This is a genomic window from Kocuria sp. KH4 (assembly GCF_053711175.1).
In genome coordinates this window covers 26,544-40,699 of sequence record NZ_JBSJYX010000030.1, presented here as the reverse complement: position 1 = coordinate 40,699, position 14,156 = coordinate 26,544, and the positions used below count along the sequence as shown (strand labels likewise).

The 14,156-nt window shown below is 67.1% G+C and carries 15 protein-coding genes; 7 read left to right on the top strand and 8 right to left on the bottom strand.

Translation table 11 applies throughout. The annotated features are described in order from the left end of the window. Positions 1 to 601 precede the first annotated feature (601 nt). Positions 602 to 1,714 carry a hypothetical protein gene (locus tag ACWCOM_RS17065; protein ID WP_454549940.1) on the top strand — a complete coding sequence of 371 codons (1,113 nt, stop codon included), beginning with the start codon at positions 602 to 604 and terminating at the stop codon, positions 1,712 to 1,714. Between the two features lie 259 nt (positions 1,715 to 1,973). Here the strand turns inward: ACWCOM_RS17065 and ACWCOM_RS17060 are convergent, their stop codons facing one another. Both ACWCOM_RS17060 and ACWCOM_RS17055 read right to left on the bottom strand, forming a co-directional pair. Then, positions 1,974 to 2,114: a hypothetical protein gene (locus tag ACWCOM_RS17060; protein ID WP_454549939.1), complete on the bottom strand. Its 141-nt coding sequence runs from the start codon at positions 2,112 to 2,114 to the stop codon at positions 1,974 to 1,976. A gap of 41 nt (positions 2,115 to 2,155) precedes the next feature. Beyond that, positions 2,156 to 2,485, bottom strand: a complete 330-nt coding sequence (locus ACWCOM_RS17055; protein WP_454549938.1) for a hypothetical protein — start codon at positions 2,483 to 2,485, stop codon at positions 2,156 to 2,158. Positions 2,486 to 2,698: 213 nt separating this feature from the next. On the opposite strand from ACWCOM_RS17055, the gene mobC reads away from it, so the two are divergent. The 5 genes from mobC to ACWCOM_RS17030 all read left to right on the top strand — a co-directional run bounded on the left by mobC (position 2,699) and on the right by ACWCOM_RS17030 (position 6,627). After that, positions 2,699 to 3,088 carry a plasmid mobilization relaxosome protein MobC gene (gene mobC, locus ACWCOM_RS17050; RefSeq protein WP_101853345.1) on the top strand — a complete coding sequence of 130 codons (390 nt, stop codon included), beginning with the start codon at positions 2,699 to 2,701 and terminating at the stop codon, positions 3,086 to 3,088. Next, entirely contained in the window at positions 3,085 to 4,599 is a 1,515-nt protein-coding gene (locus tag ACWCOM_RS17045; protein ID WP_454549937.1) for a relaxase/mobilization nuclease domain-containing protein, read from the top strand. The genes mobC and ACWCOM_RS17045 overlap by 4 nt, the downstream gene beginning before the upstream one ends. Positions 4,600 to 4,632: 33 nt before the next feature. Beyond that, positions 4,633 to 5,373, top strand: coding sequence for a hypothetical protein (locus ACWCOM_RS17040; protein ID WP_454549941.1), 741 nt, complete (start codon positions 4,633 to 4,635; stop codon positions 5,371 to 5,373). 148 nt (positions 5,374 to 5,521) lie between these two features. Continuing rightward, positions 5,522 to 5,923 carry a hypothetical protein gene (locus tag ACWCOM_RS17035; protein ID WP_454549936.1) on the top strand — a complete coding sequence of 134 codons (402 nt, stop codon included), beginning with the start codon at positions 5,522 to 5,524 and terminating at the stop codon, positions 5,921 to 5,923. Further along, positions 5,920 to 6,627, top strand: a complete 708-nt coding sequence (locus tag ACWCOM_RS17030; RefSeq protein WP_454549935.1) for an RES family NAD+ phosphorylase — start codon at positions 5,920 to 5,922, stop codon at positions 6,625 to 6,627. Before ACWCOM_RS17035 ends, ACWCOM_RS17030 begins: the two co-directional genes overlap by 4 nt. Before the next feature lie 144 nt (positions 6,628 to 6,771). Here ACWCOM_RS17030 and ACWCOM_RS17025 read toward each other — a convergent pair whose 3' ends face one another. Continuing rightward, the gene (locus tag ACWCOM_RS17025) at positions 6,772 to 7,065 is read right to left on the bottom strand and encodes a hypothetical protein (protein ID WP_454549934.1); all 294 of its coding nucleotides are present in this window, start codon (positions 7,063 to 7,065) and stop codon (positions 6,772 to 6,774) included. A gap of 181 nt (positions 7,066 to 7,246) precedes the next feature. Here ACWCOM_RS17025 and ACWCOM_RS17020 point away from each other — a divergent pair, with 181 nt between their 5' ends. Continuing rightward, the gene (locus ACWCOM_RS17020) at positions 7,247 to 7,552 is read left to right on the top strand and encodes a DUF4193 domain-containing protein (RefSeq protein WP_454549933.1); all 306 of its coding nucleotides are present in this window, start codon (positions 7,247 to 7,249) and stop codon (positions 7,550 to 7,552) included. 221 nt (positions 7,553 to 7,773) lie between these two features. On the opposite strand, the gene ACWCOM_RS17015 is transcribed toward ACWCOM_RS17020, so the two are convergent. From ACWCOM_RS17015 to ACWCOM_RS16995, 5 genes are all read right to left on the bottom strand, one after another. Then, positions 7,774 to 8,085, bottom strand: coding sequence for a hypothetical protein (locus ACWCOM_RS17015; RefSeq protein ID WP_454549932.1), 312 nt, complete (start codon positions 8,083 to 8,085; stop codon positions 7,774 to 7,776). Between the two features lie 359 nt (positions 8,086 to 8,444). Then, entirely contained in the window at positions 8,445 to 8,675 is a 231-nt protein-coding gene (locus ACWCOM_RS17010; protein WP_454549931.1) for a twin-arginine translocase TatA/TatE family subunit, read from the bottom strand. A gap of 93 nt (positions 8,676 to 8,768) precedes the next feature. Then, on the bottom strand, positions 8,769 to 9,767 hold the full coding sequence (locus ACWCOM_RS17005; protein WP_454549930.1) for an intradiol ring-cleavage dioxygenase: 999 nt from the start codon (positions 9,765 to 9,767) through the stop codon (positions 8,769 to 8,771). Between the two features lie 368 nt (positions 9,768 to 10,135). Then, positions 10,136 to 11,260 carry an LGFP repeat-containing protein gene (locus ACWCOM_RS17000; RefSeq protein ID WP_454549929.1) on the bottom strand — a complete coding sequence of 375 codons (1,125 nt, stop codon included), beginning with the start codon at positions 11,258 to 11,260 and terminating at the stop codon, positions 10,136 to 10,138. A gap of 225 nt (positions 11,261 to 11,485) precedes the next feature. Beyond that, positions 11,486 to 13,798 (bottom strand): bifunctional polysaccharide deacetylase/glycosyltransferase family 2 protein, encoded by a 2,313-nt coding sequence (locus tag ACWCOM_RS16995; RefSeq protein WP_454549928.1) that lies wholly within the window; start codon positions 13,796 to 13,798, stop codon positions 11,486 to 11,488. Between the last annotated feature and the right edge of the window lie 358 nt (positions 13,799 to 14,156).

Genomic DNA, 14,156 nt, shown 5'->3' with positions numbered 1-14,156 from the left:
GACCTGCGGGCACTGCTGGGAGCAATCGATCATCAGATCACCGGCGCCAACCAGGTGCAGTAGGTCGGCATCTACAAGCAATCCAACTTGCAAATCCGGTCTACAGAGTTATGAGACCAGGTCTTAGGGAGATCTTGCCCCGCCTGGCCGCCGGCCTGCTCGTCCCGGCCGCCGTGCTGAGTTACCGGCTCAAGAAATCTCGACCACCGGGACCTGGCCCCGACGTGTCCCCGGGCCGGTAGGACGTGGACCGGGCTGGGCTGCGGTGGGCCCACGACCCTGGGGAAGGACAGCCGATTTTGTGGCACCGGCCACCGGTGAGGGCCTCCGCCCCGAATAAGGACGGGAAGTGGCTGTTTGTGGGGGCTGGTCTGGTTCATCGTCGCCGACGAGCTGCTCGAGGCCGCACTGCACTGGCTGGTGGCCACCAGCAGGCACGGGTTCTCCCACGCGATCATCAGCCTGCTCACCCTGGGTGGGTGCTTCATCGGCGTGCAACGGCTGCCCGTCAAGCACCGGCGCCTGGAGACCGAGGGCGACCTGGACCCGTTGCTGGCCCCTATGACTACCAGACACAGGCCCGAGGAGGAGTCTTCATGGGTTGGGCCCGTGGCGTCCGGCGGACATCGCCCAGCGGCACGGGCGCATCATCCGGCAGGGTAATCAGAACTCGGAGGTCGCGATCTCGCAGGTGGTCACGAAGGGGTCGTTCGACACCTTCATGTGGCAGACGTTGGAGCGGAAGTCGAAGTTCATCGACCAGATCATGCGCGGCCGGTTGGACGTGCGTGAGATCGAGGACGTCGGGGACAACACGTTGTCCTTCGCGGAGGTCAAGGCGATCTCCAGTGGCAATCCGTTGATCCTGGAGAAGTCGAAGGCCGATCAGGAGCTGGCGCGGTTGGAGCGGCTGAACCGGGCGTGGCACCGCAATCAGTCCTCGTTGGTGTTCCGTAAGGACGCGGCTCTCTCGCGTGTTGAGGCACTGGAGCGTGAGCTTCCGGTGCTGCGTGCGGCCGCGCAGCGCACCACCGATGAGTTGGGCGGGGAGAAGTTCCGCATGACCATCGACGGGGCGACCATGGAGAAGCGCACTGAGGCCGCCGAGGCGTGGCAACGGTGGGCGGGGGTGCACGCGACCGCGCGGCCGCCCCGTGCTGGGGAGGTCGACCTGGGGGTCGCGGCGCGGATCGGTTGTCACGACATTCGGGTGGTGCAGCGGTCAGGGAACCTGGGTGATCTGAGTGCGTCCCCGGTGGAGCTGCGCATTGAGGATGCCCCCGGGGTGGCGGTGGAAGTCACCCGGGCGACATCGTTGAATCCGAGTGTGGGCATGATCCAACGGTTGGAGAACCAGGTGCTGAAGCTGCCCGAGGAAGTGACCACACGGGAGACCCGATTGGCGGCCGCGCATCAGGAAGTCGCCGACGCCCGGGCGGCACTGGAGGTGCCGTTCAAGCACCAGGAGGCCCTGGATGCGGCCCGGTGGGAGGTGGAGCGCATCGACCGTGCAATGCGCGGAGAACAGACGCCGCAGCCGACTTTGGACCCGGAGCTGGAGGCGTTGAAGAAGTGGATGCGGATCAACTTCCCCGGAGCTCCCACCACCGGACGTAGCGCTTCCGGGCGTGAAACTCCCACGGTCGGCCGCTCACCGGAGCCAGCTCGTGTGCGCTATGACCAGCGTCCTACGGAGGACGGCCTAGGGTTGTAGACGAGCACTTAATCTGGCTCCCACACGACGAACGGTGCCCGCTCCCTGAGGGGGAGCGGGCACCGTTTCTTGTGCGGTGACTGCAGGGTCAGGAAGCCGTCCACAGTCGGCGGTTACGGATCTGGAGCGGTCGTGCGTGAGGTGACCTGCCGGCTGTGGTCGGGTGGTCGGATGGGGTCCCCGTGTCCACATGGGTGCGGGAAAAGCCGCGGAGCGGGTGGAGCTTTTGCCGTGCACATGTGGGCACGGGGCTAGGAACTCAGCCACGGTTGTTCAGGTCGCGTTTCGCGCCCACCGGGCGTGCTCCGCGCCAGATGACGAGCAAAGACACAACGAGGATCAGGCCGTAGATCAGTCCGATCTTCGAGCCCCCGGCCACCAGAACGATGAACAGGATCAAGAGCGCCGCGGAGCACGTGGCGAGAACCCAGCGACCGGGCGTCACTGCTGCGGCTCGGTGCCGTCACCGTTCTGCACGGACGAGGTGGGCGTGTCCGTGGTGGACTGCGCGGCCTTCCGCCGACGCTGTACACGTTGCATCTTTTCGGGTGCCGACAGTCCGATCTTGCGCAGCTCGTCCTCGGTCCAGCCGCCGTTGTTCACGGCGGCCTGGAACGCCTGGGCATCGTTCTTCTCCGCCTCCTTGAGTGCCTCGCGGGCCTCGTCGAGGGCACCACGTGCCGTAATTGCCCGGCGGACGTAGTCCATCCGGTCGTTGAGCAGCCGCTGAGCGGCTTCCTCGGCCTGCTGGGGGTCGGTGAGCTTCGCCATGCCCCCAACTTAACGGACGCACACCGTGCGTTCCATACTTCACGGGTGCTCCGCTACCGCTTCGCACCCGTGGTGCCCCGGCGGAGAAAGCTATCTTTTATGTGCCATAAGAGGGGTGCACCGCTGGCCCGCGGTGCTTTGCGGTGGCACACTGGTCGTGTGGGGCCCACCAGGGTGGGGGCGCTGCGCTGGGCCGAGACGAGAGGAGGTGCTGTGGTGGAGCAGGAGAATCCGCGTCGGGTGTGGAAGTCGAGGCGTAAGCGGATCGAGGGCAAGACCCAGTACGTCCGGGTGTCCATGTCCGAGTCCGAGCGTGCTCAGTTGATGGTGCTGGAGCAGCAGACCGGGCTGTCCCCGTCGGCGCTGATGGTTGAGGCGGTGTTCGGCTCGGCGGATCCGGTGGCAGTGCAGTTGCGGCGGAATCAGCTGGCCGAGCTGATCCAGATGCGGCACTTGATGGCCACGATCGCGAATAACGTGAACCAGATCGCTCGGCACGCCAACAGCACCGGGGAGGTGCTACCCGAGACGGTCGAGACCTTGCAGGAAGCTCGCCGCTTTGGTGCGGACGTGCTGGCCAAGATCGAAGAGCTGATCCCGTGATCCCGAACATCACCAAGGGTGACAAGCCGGTCGGGCTGATGAAGTACCTCGTGGGTCCGGGCCGGGCCAATGAGCACACTGACCCGCACCTGATCAACGGCTCCCCGCTCATCATGGCGTGGTACGACGACGTGCAGCTCAACGAGGAAGCCGCGGTGTCCATTGCCCGCGAGATCGACCTGAACCGGCGGTCCTTCGGGGTGGACGCGGACGCCAAACACATCTGGCACTGCTCGCTGTCGATCCCGTACCAGGACCGTGAAGTCACCGACCAGGAATGGGCTGACATCGCCCAGCGGTTCATGGACGAGATGGACTTCACCGACGCTGGGGCCAAGGCTCCGTGCCAGTGGGTGGCGGTGCACCATGGGCGCTCGACGAAGGGCAACGACCACATCCACATCGTGGCCTCTACCATCCGGGGGGACGGCACCAAATGGAACTGGGGTAACGACTTCTCCCGGGCGCAGAAAGTTGCGCGTGGGATCGAGAAGGACTTCAATCTCATCCAGCTCGGCAACCACTCCGAACGGTGGCTGCAGCAGGGCGAGATCAACCGGGACAGCACCCGGGAGCCGGCACGGTTCGCACTCGAGCGCACCGTGCGGGCCTGCGCCGTGGCCGCCGAGACGGAGGCGCAGTTCGTGCGGCAGATGCGCCGGGCGAAGCTGCTCGTGCACCCCCGGTACGCGGCCGGCACCGATTCGGTGGTCACCGGGTACTCCGTGGCGGAGCGCCCGCCGAAGGGGATGCGGCCGCTGTGGTTCGGTGGCGGCAAGCTCGCCCAGGACCTCACCCTGCCGTCCCTGCGGACCCGCTGGCCCGACACCCCCGTCTCGGCGCAGGAGGCATCCGAGGAGTGGATGGCGGCCAAGCGGCACCGCCGCATCGTGCACCCCGACGCCCCCGGTGCGGTCTTGGACGAGGAGACCGCCCGGCGGTTGGCCGGGGAGTTGAAGGAGGTGCGCCGGCGGCTGATCACCATCGCTCCGGACGATCACCAGTCGTGGGCACATGCGGCCAGGGAAGCCTCCGGTGTGTTCGCGGCGTGGTCTCATGCGACCGAGGACGGCCAGGGGCCGCTGGGGCGTACCGCCCGGGTGCTGGCCCGGTCCGCGCACCGCTCCGGGGTGAAGATCACCACCCCGTTGGAGGCGCCGCTGCGTACCAGCGGCACCACGGCCTTTTTGTTGGCGGCCACGCGCGCGCCGTCGCCCACGGCGCAGGCGCTGATCATGAATCAGATGCTGCGGATGACCCAGGCGTTCTACGAGATGCACCAGGCCAACAAGGACCTGCGCGAGACCCAGCTCATCAACGACGCCTTTGAACAGCACCTGGCCGCCGTGGCCACACCCCTGCCCGAGGTAGAGACCTTCGAGCCGGGGCGGCCGGCCTCCCATGCTGGACCCACGCATGAGCGCGGGGTGCTACGGGAAACTCAGGGGCCCACGAACACGGTGCGCCCGTACGTGGACCACACCCGACCAGATCATGGAATGGAGCTGTAAGTGACGAGCGCACAACCCGATGGCGTGAACGAGATGCTCTCCCGGGACCTCCAGGCGGCGATGGCCGTGGCCGGGCGCTGGGGCGAGATGATGGCCCGCCAACGCGCCGAGCGACTCCGCCAACGTGTCATGGAGCAGCAGCACCGGCGGCGCGAGCTGGAGGAGCGCTTCGAGGCCGAACGCGCCGTGATGCGAACCGAGCTCGCGCCCGTGAACCAGGATCGGTTCTGGGAGACCGCCAAGCCCGAAGACATCGCAGCCCATTACGGGCTGGCCCGGCAGTGGGAGCACCACGACGAGGTCGCCCAGGCCGCCCGCGGACGGATCGAGCAGGAAGTAAAGGGCCGCCACGGCTTGGACGTGGACGACTACCTGACCGGCTACACCCCGGCCCGACAGCGGGCCGAACCCTACGAACACGATTTGGCCACCCGTGAAGCAAAAGACGCCCAGCGCGACCACGCTGAGGCCGTCCGCCACGCCGCCGTGGCCGGGCAAGGCGACCTGGACAACGACATGGACACTCGTCAGGCGGCCGCCGACGCCAAAGAGCTCTGGGACTCCGGAGACCGCAGGGCCCGCCTGGCAGACCAGCTCGTGGCAGCCCTCGGCGGCACCGAGGAAGGCCGCGACGGCGTGCAAGCCCGTCTGGCCGCCGAGCGTGACCAGGGCACACCTCCCATCGAGTCGGTGCGCTCCACCAAACGGGGTCCCAAGGCCCGGAAGAACACTGGGGGCGACCGGTCCCGGGAACGCGAGCAGGGCCTCGGCTGAAGCCACGACGCAGATGGGCCGCCGATTCCCCGTCTCGCCTCAGGCCCTTGCGGAGCACTGCACGTGCCGTGGGTCCTGTGCCGTAAGGCATGTGATTTGAGGCGGGATCTTTCTAGTGATTCTGGTGCTGAAGCGGCATGATGGAGGCATGTCCACCGCACCCATGGCACCTCGGGCCAACCTTCAGGCACACCGTGATTCACATCGGTGGCCTCTCCCGCAGGTCGTTGACGGGCTACGCGAGATTCTCGGGGCACGCCTGGTGGCCTATTTGGGCGGAGTCAAAGAGACGCGTGCCGTGCGCCAATGGATCGACGGCACGCGCGAGCCCGGCTCGGAAGCTGTGAAGCAGCGTCTGCGCGATGCGTATTACATCGCCGCGCTGCTCGCCGAGCGGGAAGCCCCCGGTGTCGTCCAGGCCTGGTTCACCGGAATGAACCCGCAGCTGGGCGATCGGGCCCCGGCACGCCTGTTGCGCGAAGGGGACCCGGAGCAGACCGTCGCCGAGGTCACCGCCGCGGCCCGCGCCTTCGTGGCCACGGCCGGATGAGCGCCGGGCTGATCACCGCGCAGGGACCCCGGGACCCGGTCTGGAGAGTCGGCTACCGACCCGAGCCACTGGCCTGGAGCGGCTGGGAACACGCCACCGACGGGCGTTTCCACGGCCGCTGGGACGACCCCGACGGTAACTACCGCACCCTGTACCTGGGGGAGTCCCTGCTGGCATGCCTGCTCGAGGTCCTGGCCTTCGCCCGCAAGGACGCGCACATGGCCGACGCCCTCGCCGAAATCGCCGAGGATCCCGAGGACGCCCAAAACCACCCCACCGCCGAACCGGGAACACTGGATCCCCGGTGGCTGGGACCTCGCTGCGCGGCCTCGGCTATCATCAGCGGCCGGTACTGCCAGGTGACGACCGCCCGGACCGTGGCCGCCCTCTACCCACGGTTCATTGGGGCTGCCCTGGGCGCCGGCTACGACGATTTCGACGCAGCACTGCTCAAAAACGGCGCCGCCCGCACCATCACCCAGGCCGTCTCGGCCCACCTATACCTCCACGAGGACGTCGACGGCATCGAATTCGCCTCTCGCCACGGCGATGAGCTCCGTCTGTGGTGTCTCTTCGAGCAACCCCACGACGCACGGATCAGCCCCCACCTATTACCTCTGGGCGAGAGCGACCTCAGCCCGGACAACCCGGAGATGGTCCAGGCGCTCGAGCTGCTCGGACTGCGCTGGGCCGTCACCTCGTAAGGCCGCCTGGGTCGTTTAGGCCAGCTAGGACGAGTCGTCGCATCAAATGCGAGAACTCCCGTGGGTTGCACGCCGATAACCTTTATTATGTAAAGTCATGGAAAGGCAGGGGCTCCCCGCGCGGAATGGAACGGCCGTGGGCATCTACCGTGCAGGTGGGCGCATCTGCGGTGACTGACCTGGGATCACGCCCAGCAATTGCAGGTCGCATCGACGCGCTTGCAGCTGAGCGTCCATCTCATCGACCCATCGGCGGGACCGATGCTCGAAGTTCGACACGAACCCGAGGATTAACACCACTATCCCGGCCACCAGGAGACCCATCGACGCCGGGCCCGGTGCATGCCCCGCCCCGACCGACAAGCCCAGCCCGATGATGGCCACCGCCGCCGCGAGCCCGCCGGCACCGGTGGTCACCGTGATCAGTGTGCCTGCCATCGAAGGGCCTCCTCGAGCTCAAATTAGACTTTAGTCTATTTCATACACCTCGGTAACTTGATGTGTCAACATCCGTACGGGGGTGTGCCACGTTCCCGATTTTCCTGGAATAGCGGGGTCTGCGTCCGAGTTGTGGTCGGTGCCGATACCCTTTTCCGCTCGAAGGAGCACGCACCAGACCATGGCCACCGATTACGACGCCCCGCGCACCGCTCCTGAGGACGAGCCGGCCAACGAGTCCCTGGAAGCGATCCAGGTCCAGCGCAGCGCCGCCACCCAGACCGCGGTGATCGACGCCGAGGACTTCGACACCGCCGAGGGCATCGACCTGCCCGGCGCCGACCTCTCGCACGAAGAGCTCACCGTGGCCGTCATCCCCGAGCAGAGCGACGAGTTCACCTGCGGCGTCTGCTTCCTGGTCCGCCACCGCTCCCAGCTCGCCCGCACCAGCGCGGGCACCAGCTACTGCAGCGACTGCGAGGGCTGAGCCCCGCAGACCACTGACCCCGGACACGACTTAGGCCCCGGCGCCCGATGCGCCCGGGGCCTAAGTCGTTGAGGACCGTTACATCCGCAAGTGACAACCGAGCTGGCCGATATGGGGCCATCTGTAAAGGGGAGGGGCCCTGAAGCGAAGTCAGATGTCATCCGAGGGCGCAGCAGTCGCCACACCGTTGCTCCGTTGTTCTTCGAGGGCCCTGTCCATGCCTACCAGTTGCGTTCGGTGCTACCTCGCGGCCACTCCGGGGAGTCGTCCCGGTGGTAGAGGTACTCATTGCCGTGTTCATCCTTCTCCACGTCGAAATGCTCCTGCACCTGCTGATACCACTCCTGGACCCGCTCGGTGTCCTGGGCTCCCTCGAGGTCCTGCCGGCTGCGCGTGGAGGGGCCGTAGACCTGCATGGCGATCTCGTTGAGCCGGTCCAGGATGTAGTAGTTGGACGACGGCGCGTCCGCACGCCCGAACGGCTTCCGCTTCTCGCGTCTCGCCGACTTCTCCGGTTTCTCCTGTTTCGACATGAGGCCCTCCCGGACCGTGGTGGTGGGGCCATAGATCCTACGCGCGATGGGCAGGGCGGATCGTAACGATGTGGAATGGGCATCCATTATCGGTACGGCACCACGTGCCCAGCCCAGAGCGCCCCACCTGATCGATCAGCTCCCTCCACCACATGAGAGGGCCACGGCCATGTCGATACAGAAGCGCTCACCGTAACCCGGTCCGCGTGAGAAATTAGGCGATGTTGCACTCCCGGTCGGCACCATCACAATGGCTTGGTCTGGCGGTCAGCCGTTAACCGGCCATATGTAAACCCGGGATTCGGCCCCTATTCAGCGCGTGAATGATTCGCGGGCCTGTTCCGGCTCGTACCTTCGAGCTAACTGCGCGGCGCGGTGATGCCTTGGTTCTCGTGTGCAGAGCGCCCCTTGATGCTCTCTTGGGTCTGGGCGGGGTGGTCGTCCTTCAGTTCCGTGACTTCGGATTTGAGGATGCGCATCGACTGGCCGAGGCTGCGGGCCATACCGGGTAGTTTCGGTGCACCGAACAGCAGCATGACCACCAGCAGGATCAGCAGCATGCTCATAGGGTTGTCGAACAGTCTGGCCATCGGGAACTCCTTGTCTGCGGTGAATGGGAACGGGCCGGTTCCTCCCGGCCAGTGGTCCCGGTAGCCGCCCGGGGTGGCTGCCGGGACCGGTGCTCAGCCGGCCGGCGGGGCCGGCGGGGTGCCGCCGGCACCGCCGGGGGGCGCCCCGGCCGGAGCGCCGTCTCCGGTGAGCTGACCTCCGGTGGGGGTGGTGGTGGTGTCCACGCCCGCGGTGAGGGTGACGGTGTAGCCGTCGGTGACATTGCCTGTCACCGCCCCGAGCTGGCTGGCCCCGCCGTCGTCGCCGAAGACGTTGTCGGTGGTCAGGGTGAGCTGGGCCAGGTTGCTGATGGAGGACTCGTAGCCGGGAGTGGCGTAGACGGCGTCGCAGGCGTTCTTCGGCAGCGCCACCTGGGAGGTGGCGATCGCGGTGGTGGAGTCGGTGATGGAGGCCTGGTCGGGGTAGACCTCGAAGTGGATGTGCGGCCACCGCCCGGTGTAGCAGGCGGGGAAGATGCTGGTGAAGCGCACCTTCCCGTCGTGGTCGGCGATCTGTACCCCGCGCAGGTAGTTCTCCTCGGTGACGCCCTCGGAGTACATGGAGTAGCGGCCCTCCCGGTCGCAGTGCCAGACGTAGACGGCCACCCCGGCGAAGGGCGCCCCGCCGCCGGCGAGGTCGGCGATGGTCAGCTCCAGGGTCATGGGCACCCCCTTGGCGGTGCCGGTGGCGTCCCCGAAGCTGGAGCGCAGGTCGCTGCGCACGATCCCGCTCTGCTCCAGCACGTCCGGGCCGTTGGAGCCGTCCCCGGGATAGGGGCCGGCGGTCTCGTCCGGGATCTCCTCCGTGGTGATGGTCGTGGCCGAGGGAGAGGGTGAGGCCGAGGCGGTGGCCGAGGTGGACGAGCTCGAGTCGGGGGGTGCGCTGGTGGTGGCTCCGCAGGCGGCGAGGCCGACCGTGGCCGCACCCATGCCGAAGAACCCCAGCACCCGCCGCCGGCTCACCAGCGTGCCGAGGTCGAAACCGAGCCCCTGGTCCACCACCTCATCCTCTGGGCGAGGCAGTCGGCGCCCCTCGTAAGTGAGCATCATCTCGTGCTGGGCATGCGAGTCCATGGGTTCTCCATCCTTAAGGAGGGGGGGTGACTGTTCAGAACGGTCAGTAAGGGGGTGACTTTTCAAAACGGTAGGCAGACAAGCTATGTCGGAGCTGAGCCAGGCCTAGTCGGAGACTTTGGACCTTTGACATCTTTGAAGCCGTGCCAACTCGCGGGTCCAAGGGCCTCCATCGGCAGGAAGCACGAACCGCACGCCGACAAGCACAAGATGGGATCGCATACCGCGACACCACGGCGGCAAAACCTCTTAGGGGGCCACGGGGGTGGCCACGCTCATTCGAGGGGCCCACCGGCCGCTCACCCGCCACATGTCATGCATCAGCATGCTGTAGGGAGATGACATGCCACCCAATGGTTCGGTGTTCCCTAGTAACGGATGACGGTGGTGGCCTTGGTGGTGGCGTTCCAATCGATCCGTCCCGTGGTGAAGGTCTGGGACCAGCCGGAGGCGGTGCGGTACTTGTCGCGGGTGGGGTATCCGAGGCCGTTCTGGGCACCGAGGGAGGCCCATCTCGTTCCGATGGCTCCGGTCAGTGTCACGACCTTCGCTCCGGTGCGTGGGCTCCACAGGATCCTGGTCCTGGTGGCGCCTGCCCGGAAGTCCTGGGCGTAGCCGCCGCCGGCCAACCGGATCTTCTCGGTGGACGGCGGGCCGTAGGTGCCGGCGTAACCGCCGGCGGCGAACTTGAGGCCGATGTCCCCGCCGTAGTCCACCGCGTGGGCACCGGTCGCGGAGGACCAGTAGATGGCCCTGGTCCTGCCGTCCGTGCCAATGAAGCGCTGGTAGGAGGAGCTGTAGCCGGAGGTGGCTTCGGAGCCGATCGGCCTTCCCCAGGCGATGCCGCCGAGGGCTTTCCACTTGGCCCCGATGGCGCCCTTGAGCTCGTAGCCGCCGACCACGGTCGTGCCGCTGGAGGGCGATGGTGTGGTGCTCGGCGCCCCGGCGGTGTAGCAGGTGTCGGTCGCGCTGTTGAACAGCGGGCCGGTGACCACGGGGCGCCCGGCCGGTGGGTGAACCTCGAAGTCGTGGTAGCCGGTCAGGGACTCCGCGCACCGGGTGGTCGCCGCGGCGCTGTCGGAGGGATCCCCGCCGATCCACATGTCGATCCACTCGGGTTTCTGGCCGCAGTCGGCGCAGGTGTCCTCCAGGACGAAGTACCGCTTGACGTGGGGTAGGTAGAACCGGGTTCCCGGGGCATAGTCACCGATCTGCGCGGCCAGGGTGATGGGATCCGCATAGGTGCCCGTCCCGCCGGCCTCGGAGTGGACGGCCCGGTCCTCCCACGCCGAGGAGTAGGCGATGGCCTTGGACCCGGCCGGGTCGTTGTCGTGGATCGTGTATCCGGTGATGAAACCGGTGGTGCTCGTGGCCCCGCTGGAGGCGGTGGACGACGGGGCGGCCGCGGCGGGAACCCCGGCATGGGTGGCGACCAGGCCACTGATCAGGAAAGCGGCGAGGGCTCGTAAGGGTGGGACGGAGGACAGCTTCATGGGGGCCTCTTCGGGGGCAGAGGGTGAGATCGTGCAGCGGGACGGCCCGCCCCGCAGATTCCCCAACGTATTGCATCTGCGAATGGGAGAGTGTGTATTTCATCGCGTGGCACACCTGTGAGGCTGTCACAGCCATGGGTGGGGCTCCGGATGGGGTGGAGGGATATGCGGTACGCCCGGTGCGGGGTCATCTGGAAACCCACCCGGCCCCGGAGGCCTCATGGGTTAGGGGTGTCCTGCGCGGGTACTGGCGTCTTGGAGGGTGCTGAGGTCCAGGACGGTGTTGGTGCGGGCGGGCTTGTACCAGCCGACCATCCGGCCCTTGAGGGCCTGCAGCAGGGAGGCATAAAGCAGGTAAGCGCGCAGGGGTTCGTAGATGACCCGATAGACGGGCACGACCAGCAGGTGGATCCAGGACTCGCCGACCATCCGGATGGCGATCACGCAAATGACCGCGTGCAGCCCGGCGACAAAGGCAGCGAAGGCGGCGATGGGCCCCCAGTTGCCGGCGGCCAGGTTCAGCACGGCCATCAGTACGGTCAGAGGCAGGAACACCAGCGGTACCACGGTGGCAAGCATGGTATAGGGCAAGGCGACCATGCCCAGCGTCCCGTACTTCGGCCGGAAGAGCATCCCGGCGTGCTTCCACAGGGCCTGGAGGTTGCCGTAGGTCCAGCGCAGGCGCTGTTTGGCCAAACCCTTTACGGTGACCGGGGCCTCGGTCCAGGCCACGGCCTGGTTCTCCTGCACCACCGCCCAACCCAGCTTCTGCAGGGTCATGGTCAGGTCAGCATCCTCGGCCAGGGTGTCGTGGGAGTAGCCACCGGCGGCTACCAAGGCCTCCTTGCGCCAGGCCGCGCACGCACCAGGGACGATGGAGATCGCCCCGACCACCCCCTCGGCCACCCGCGTGACGCAGATCCCGGAGATGTACTCCAGGGACTGCCACATCGTCAGCAGCCCACGGCGGTTGCCGACCTTGATGTGCCCGGCCACCGCCCCGACCGGGCGGGACTCGGCGGAATCGTAGAAGTGACGGGCGAGCATCCGCACGGTCTGCGGCTCGAAGATTGTGTCCCCGTCCAAGGTCACCACGATCTCCCCGGAGGCGGCCATGATGGCGTGGTTGGAAGCCACGGACTTCCCCGCATTGGCCTGGCTGATCACCGTGAGGGCCGGCCAGCTCGCGGCGATGTCCTGCAGGATCTGCAAGGTACGGTCGGTAGAGCCATCGTCGACGGCGATGACCTCGAGGTTCGGGTAGTCACTGGCCCGCAGCGAGGCCAGCGTGCGGGCAACCACCGGTTCCTCGTTGAACACCGGCAGGATCACCGAGACCAGCGGCAGCTCCTCCTCCGGCACCACCTGCCACACCCGTTGCTTCTGCCGGTGCTGGCCCACCAGCGCCAACACCACGTAGAGCACCGACATCACGGTCAGGGAGATGATCCCGAACCAGAACAGCCAGCCCATCACCACGCCGGGGGCCACCGAGATCCCAGCCACTGTCACGGCCGTCGCCTCGTCGGCCAGCACCGGCTCCACGTCCGTGGCGGATTGGTACTGCTCGGGGGCGATCGAGTCCACGGTGGTGAAGGTGTAGCCGGCGGCTTTGGCTTCGGTGATGAGCTGCTGCAGGGCCGCGATGGTGGCGGTGCGGTCCCCGCCGCCGTCGTGCAGCAGCATGATGTGTCCGGCCCCGTCCAGCTCCGGGACCGGGACCTCCTGCCCGGGGGCGTAGCTCCAATCCATGGTGTCGACGTCGAAGTTGACATGCAGGTAGCCCAACTGCTGGGCCTGCAGAAGGGCCAACGGGTTGTTGTCGGCGTCCGCCTCAGGAATGCGGAACAGGGAGGAGGCGTACCCGCCGACAGCGCGCATCTCACGGTCGGTGCTGATGAGCTCCTGGCGGTTGCGCAGCGTGTCCGTCTCAGAGGTGGTGTGGGTCATGGTGTGGTTGCCGATGGCGTGCCCTTCGGCGATTGCCCGCTGGAACAGCTCGGAGTTCGCCGCGACGTTCGTGCCGATGGTGAAGAACGTGGCCGGCACGCCCTCATCCGCGAGCACATCGAGGATCTGGGCGGTGTACTCGGCGTCGGGCCCGTCATCGAAGGTCAGCAGCAACTGCCCGTCAGCAGGGGCCCCGAAGTGTTCCAGAGCGTAGGGGCTGTCCCCGACGGTGGCGATCTCCTCGGCGGTGAGCGTGCGGAAGACCTCGTCGCTGAACGGATCCGCCAACACCGTGCGCCCGTCCAGCTCCTCGATGAGACCGATGCGGGAGAAGGCGAAACCGTCCTCGTCACCGAGCACCGGGATATCCTCGACGTCACCGGTGGCCAGCAGTTCCTGCGGGTAGGCGGCGTCTTGGTTCAGCGGCTGCTCCCCGGTCTGGGCCATGGCCTGCGGCAGGATCCACGCCACCGTCCCAACCACCAGGCAGATCAGCAGCGCCAGGGTCGCCACGATCCGCCGCCACCGCTTACCGGTCGCATCAAAGAACACCGGCGGCGCCGCGGTGCTGCCCGTCCCCCCGGACACGGACTCCCCCGATCGCTGCCGCGCCCAGCGCTGACGCCTGCTAGTGGAACCATCTGCCATGGAAACTCCCCCCACGAATCGACGATCCGTCCCCCCGGACGAATCGGTCGGTGTGCCCCCCGGACACACCGACGGAAAGAACCTCTCATGGCATTAGTGAACGCCGACTGAGGAGGAGATTTGACTCAGCTGTGAATGGCCCGGCCACCGGCGAGGCAGGGTTCCTGCGCCATCCCCCCAAGAAGCAATGGCGCAGGACCCCCCAGAGGTGACACGACGACCCTGCCCACACCCCCAGCGTGGGCACGGCACCCCCTACGCGCCGGGCCCCCCGGCCTGCGCGCACCTCATAGGACCA

Bases quoted from the DNA above. Each gene is read 5' to 3' on its own strand.
- ACWCOM_RS17055 (WP_454549938.1), bottom strand. From the start codon at position 2,485: ATGGCGAAGCTCACCGACCCCCAGCAGGCCGAGGAAGCCGCTCAGCGG.
- ACWCOM_RS17005 (WP_454549930.1), bottom strand. From the start codon at position 9,767: ATGGACTCGCATGCCCAGCACGAGATGATGCTCACTTACGAGGGGCGC.
- ACWCOM_RS17015 (WP_454549932.1), bottom strand. From the start codon at position 8,085: ATGTCGAAACAGGAGAAACCGGAGAAGTCGGCGAGACGCGAGAAGCGG.
- ACWCOM_RS17035 (WP_454549936.1), top strand. From the start codon at position 5,522: ATGTCCACCGCACCCATGGCACCTCGGGCCAACCTTCAGGCACACCGT.
- ACWCOM_RS17020 (WP_454549933.1), top strand. From the start codon at position 7,247: ATGGCCACCGATTACGACGCCCCGCGCACCGCTCCTGAGGACGAGCCG.
- ACWCOM_RS17000 (WP_454549929.1), bottom strand. From the start codon at position 11,260: ATGAAGCTGTCCTCCGTCCCACCCTTACGAGCCCTCGCCGCTTTCCTG.
- ACWCOM_RS17040 (WP_454549941.1), top strand. From the start codon at position 4,633: ATGCTCTCCCGGGACCTCCAGGCGGCGATGGCCGTGGCCGGGCGCTGG.
- ACWCOM_RS17025 (WP_454549934.1), bottom strand. From the start codon at position 7,065: ATGGCAGGCACACTGATCACGGTGACCACCGGTGCCGGCGGGCTCGCG.
- ACWCOM_RS17010 (WP_454549931.1), bottom strand. From the start codon at position 8,675: ATGGCCAGACTGTTCGACAACCCTATGAGCATGCTGCTGATCCTGCTG.
- ACWCOM_RS17030 (WP_454549935.1), top strand. From the start codon at position 5,920: ATGAGCGCCGGGCTGATCACCGCGCAGGGACCCCGGGACCCGGTCTGG.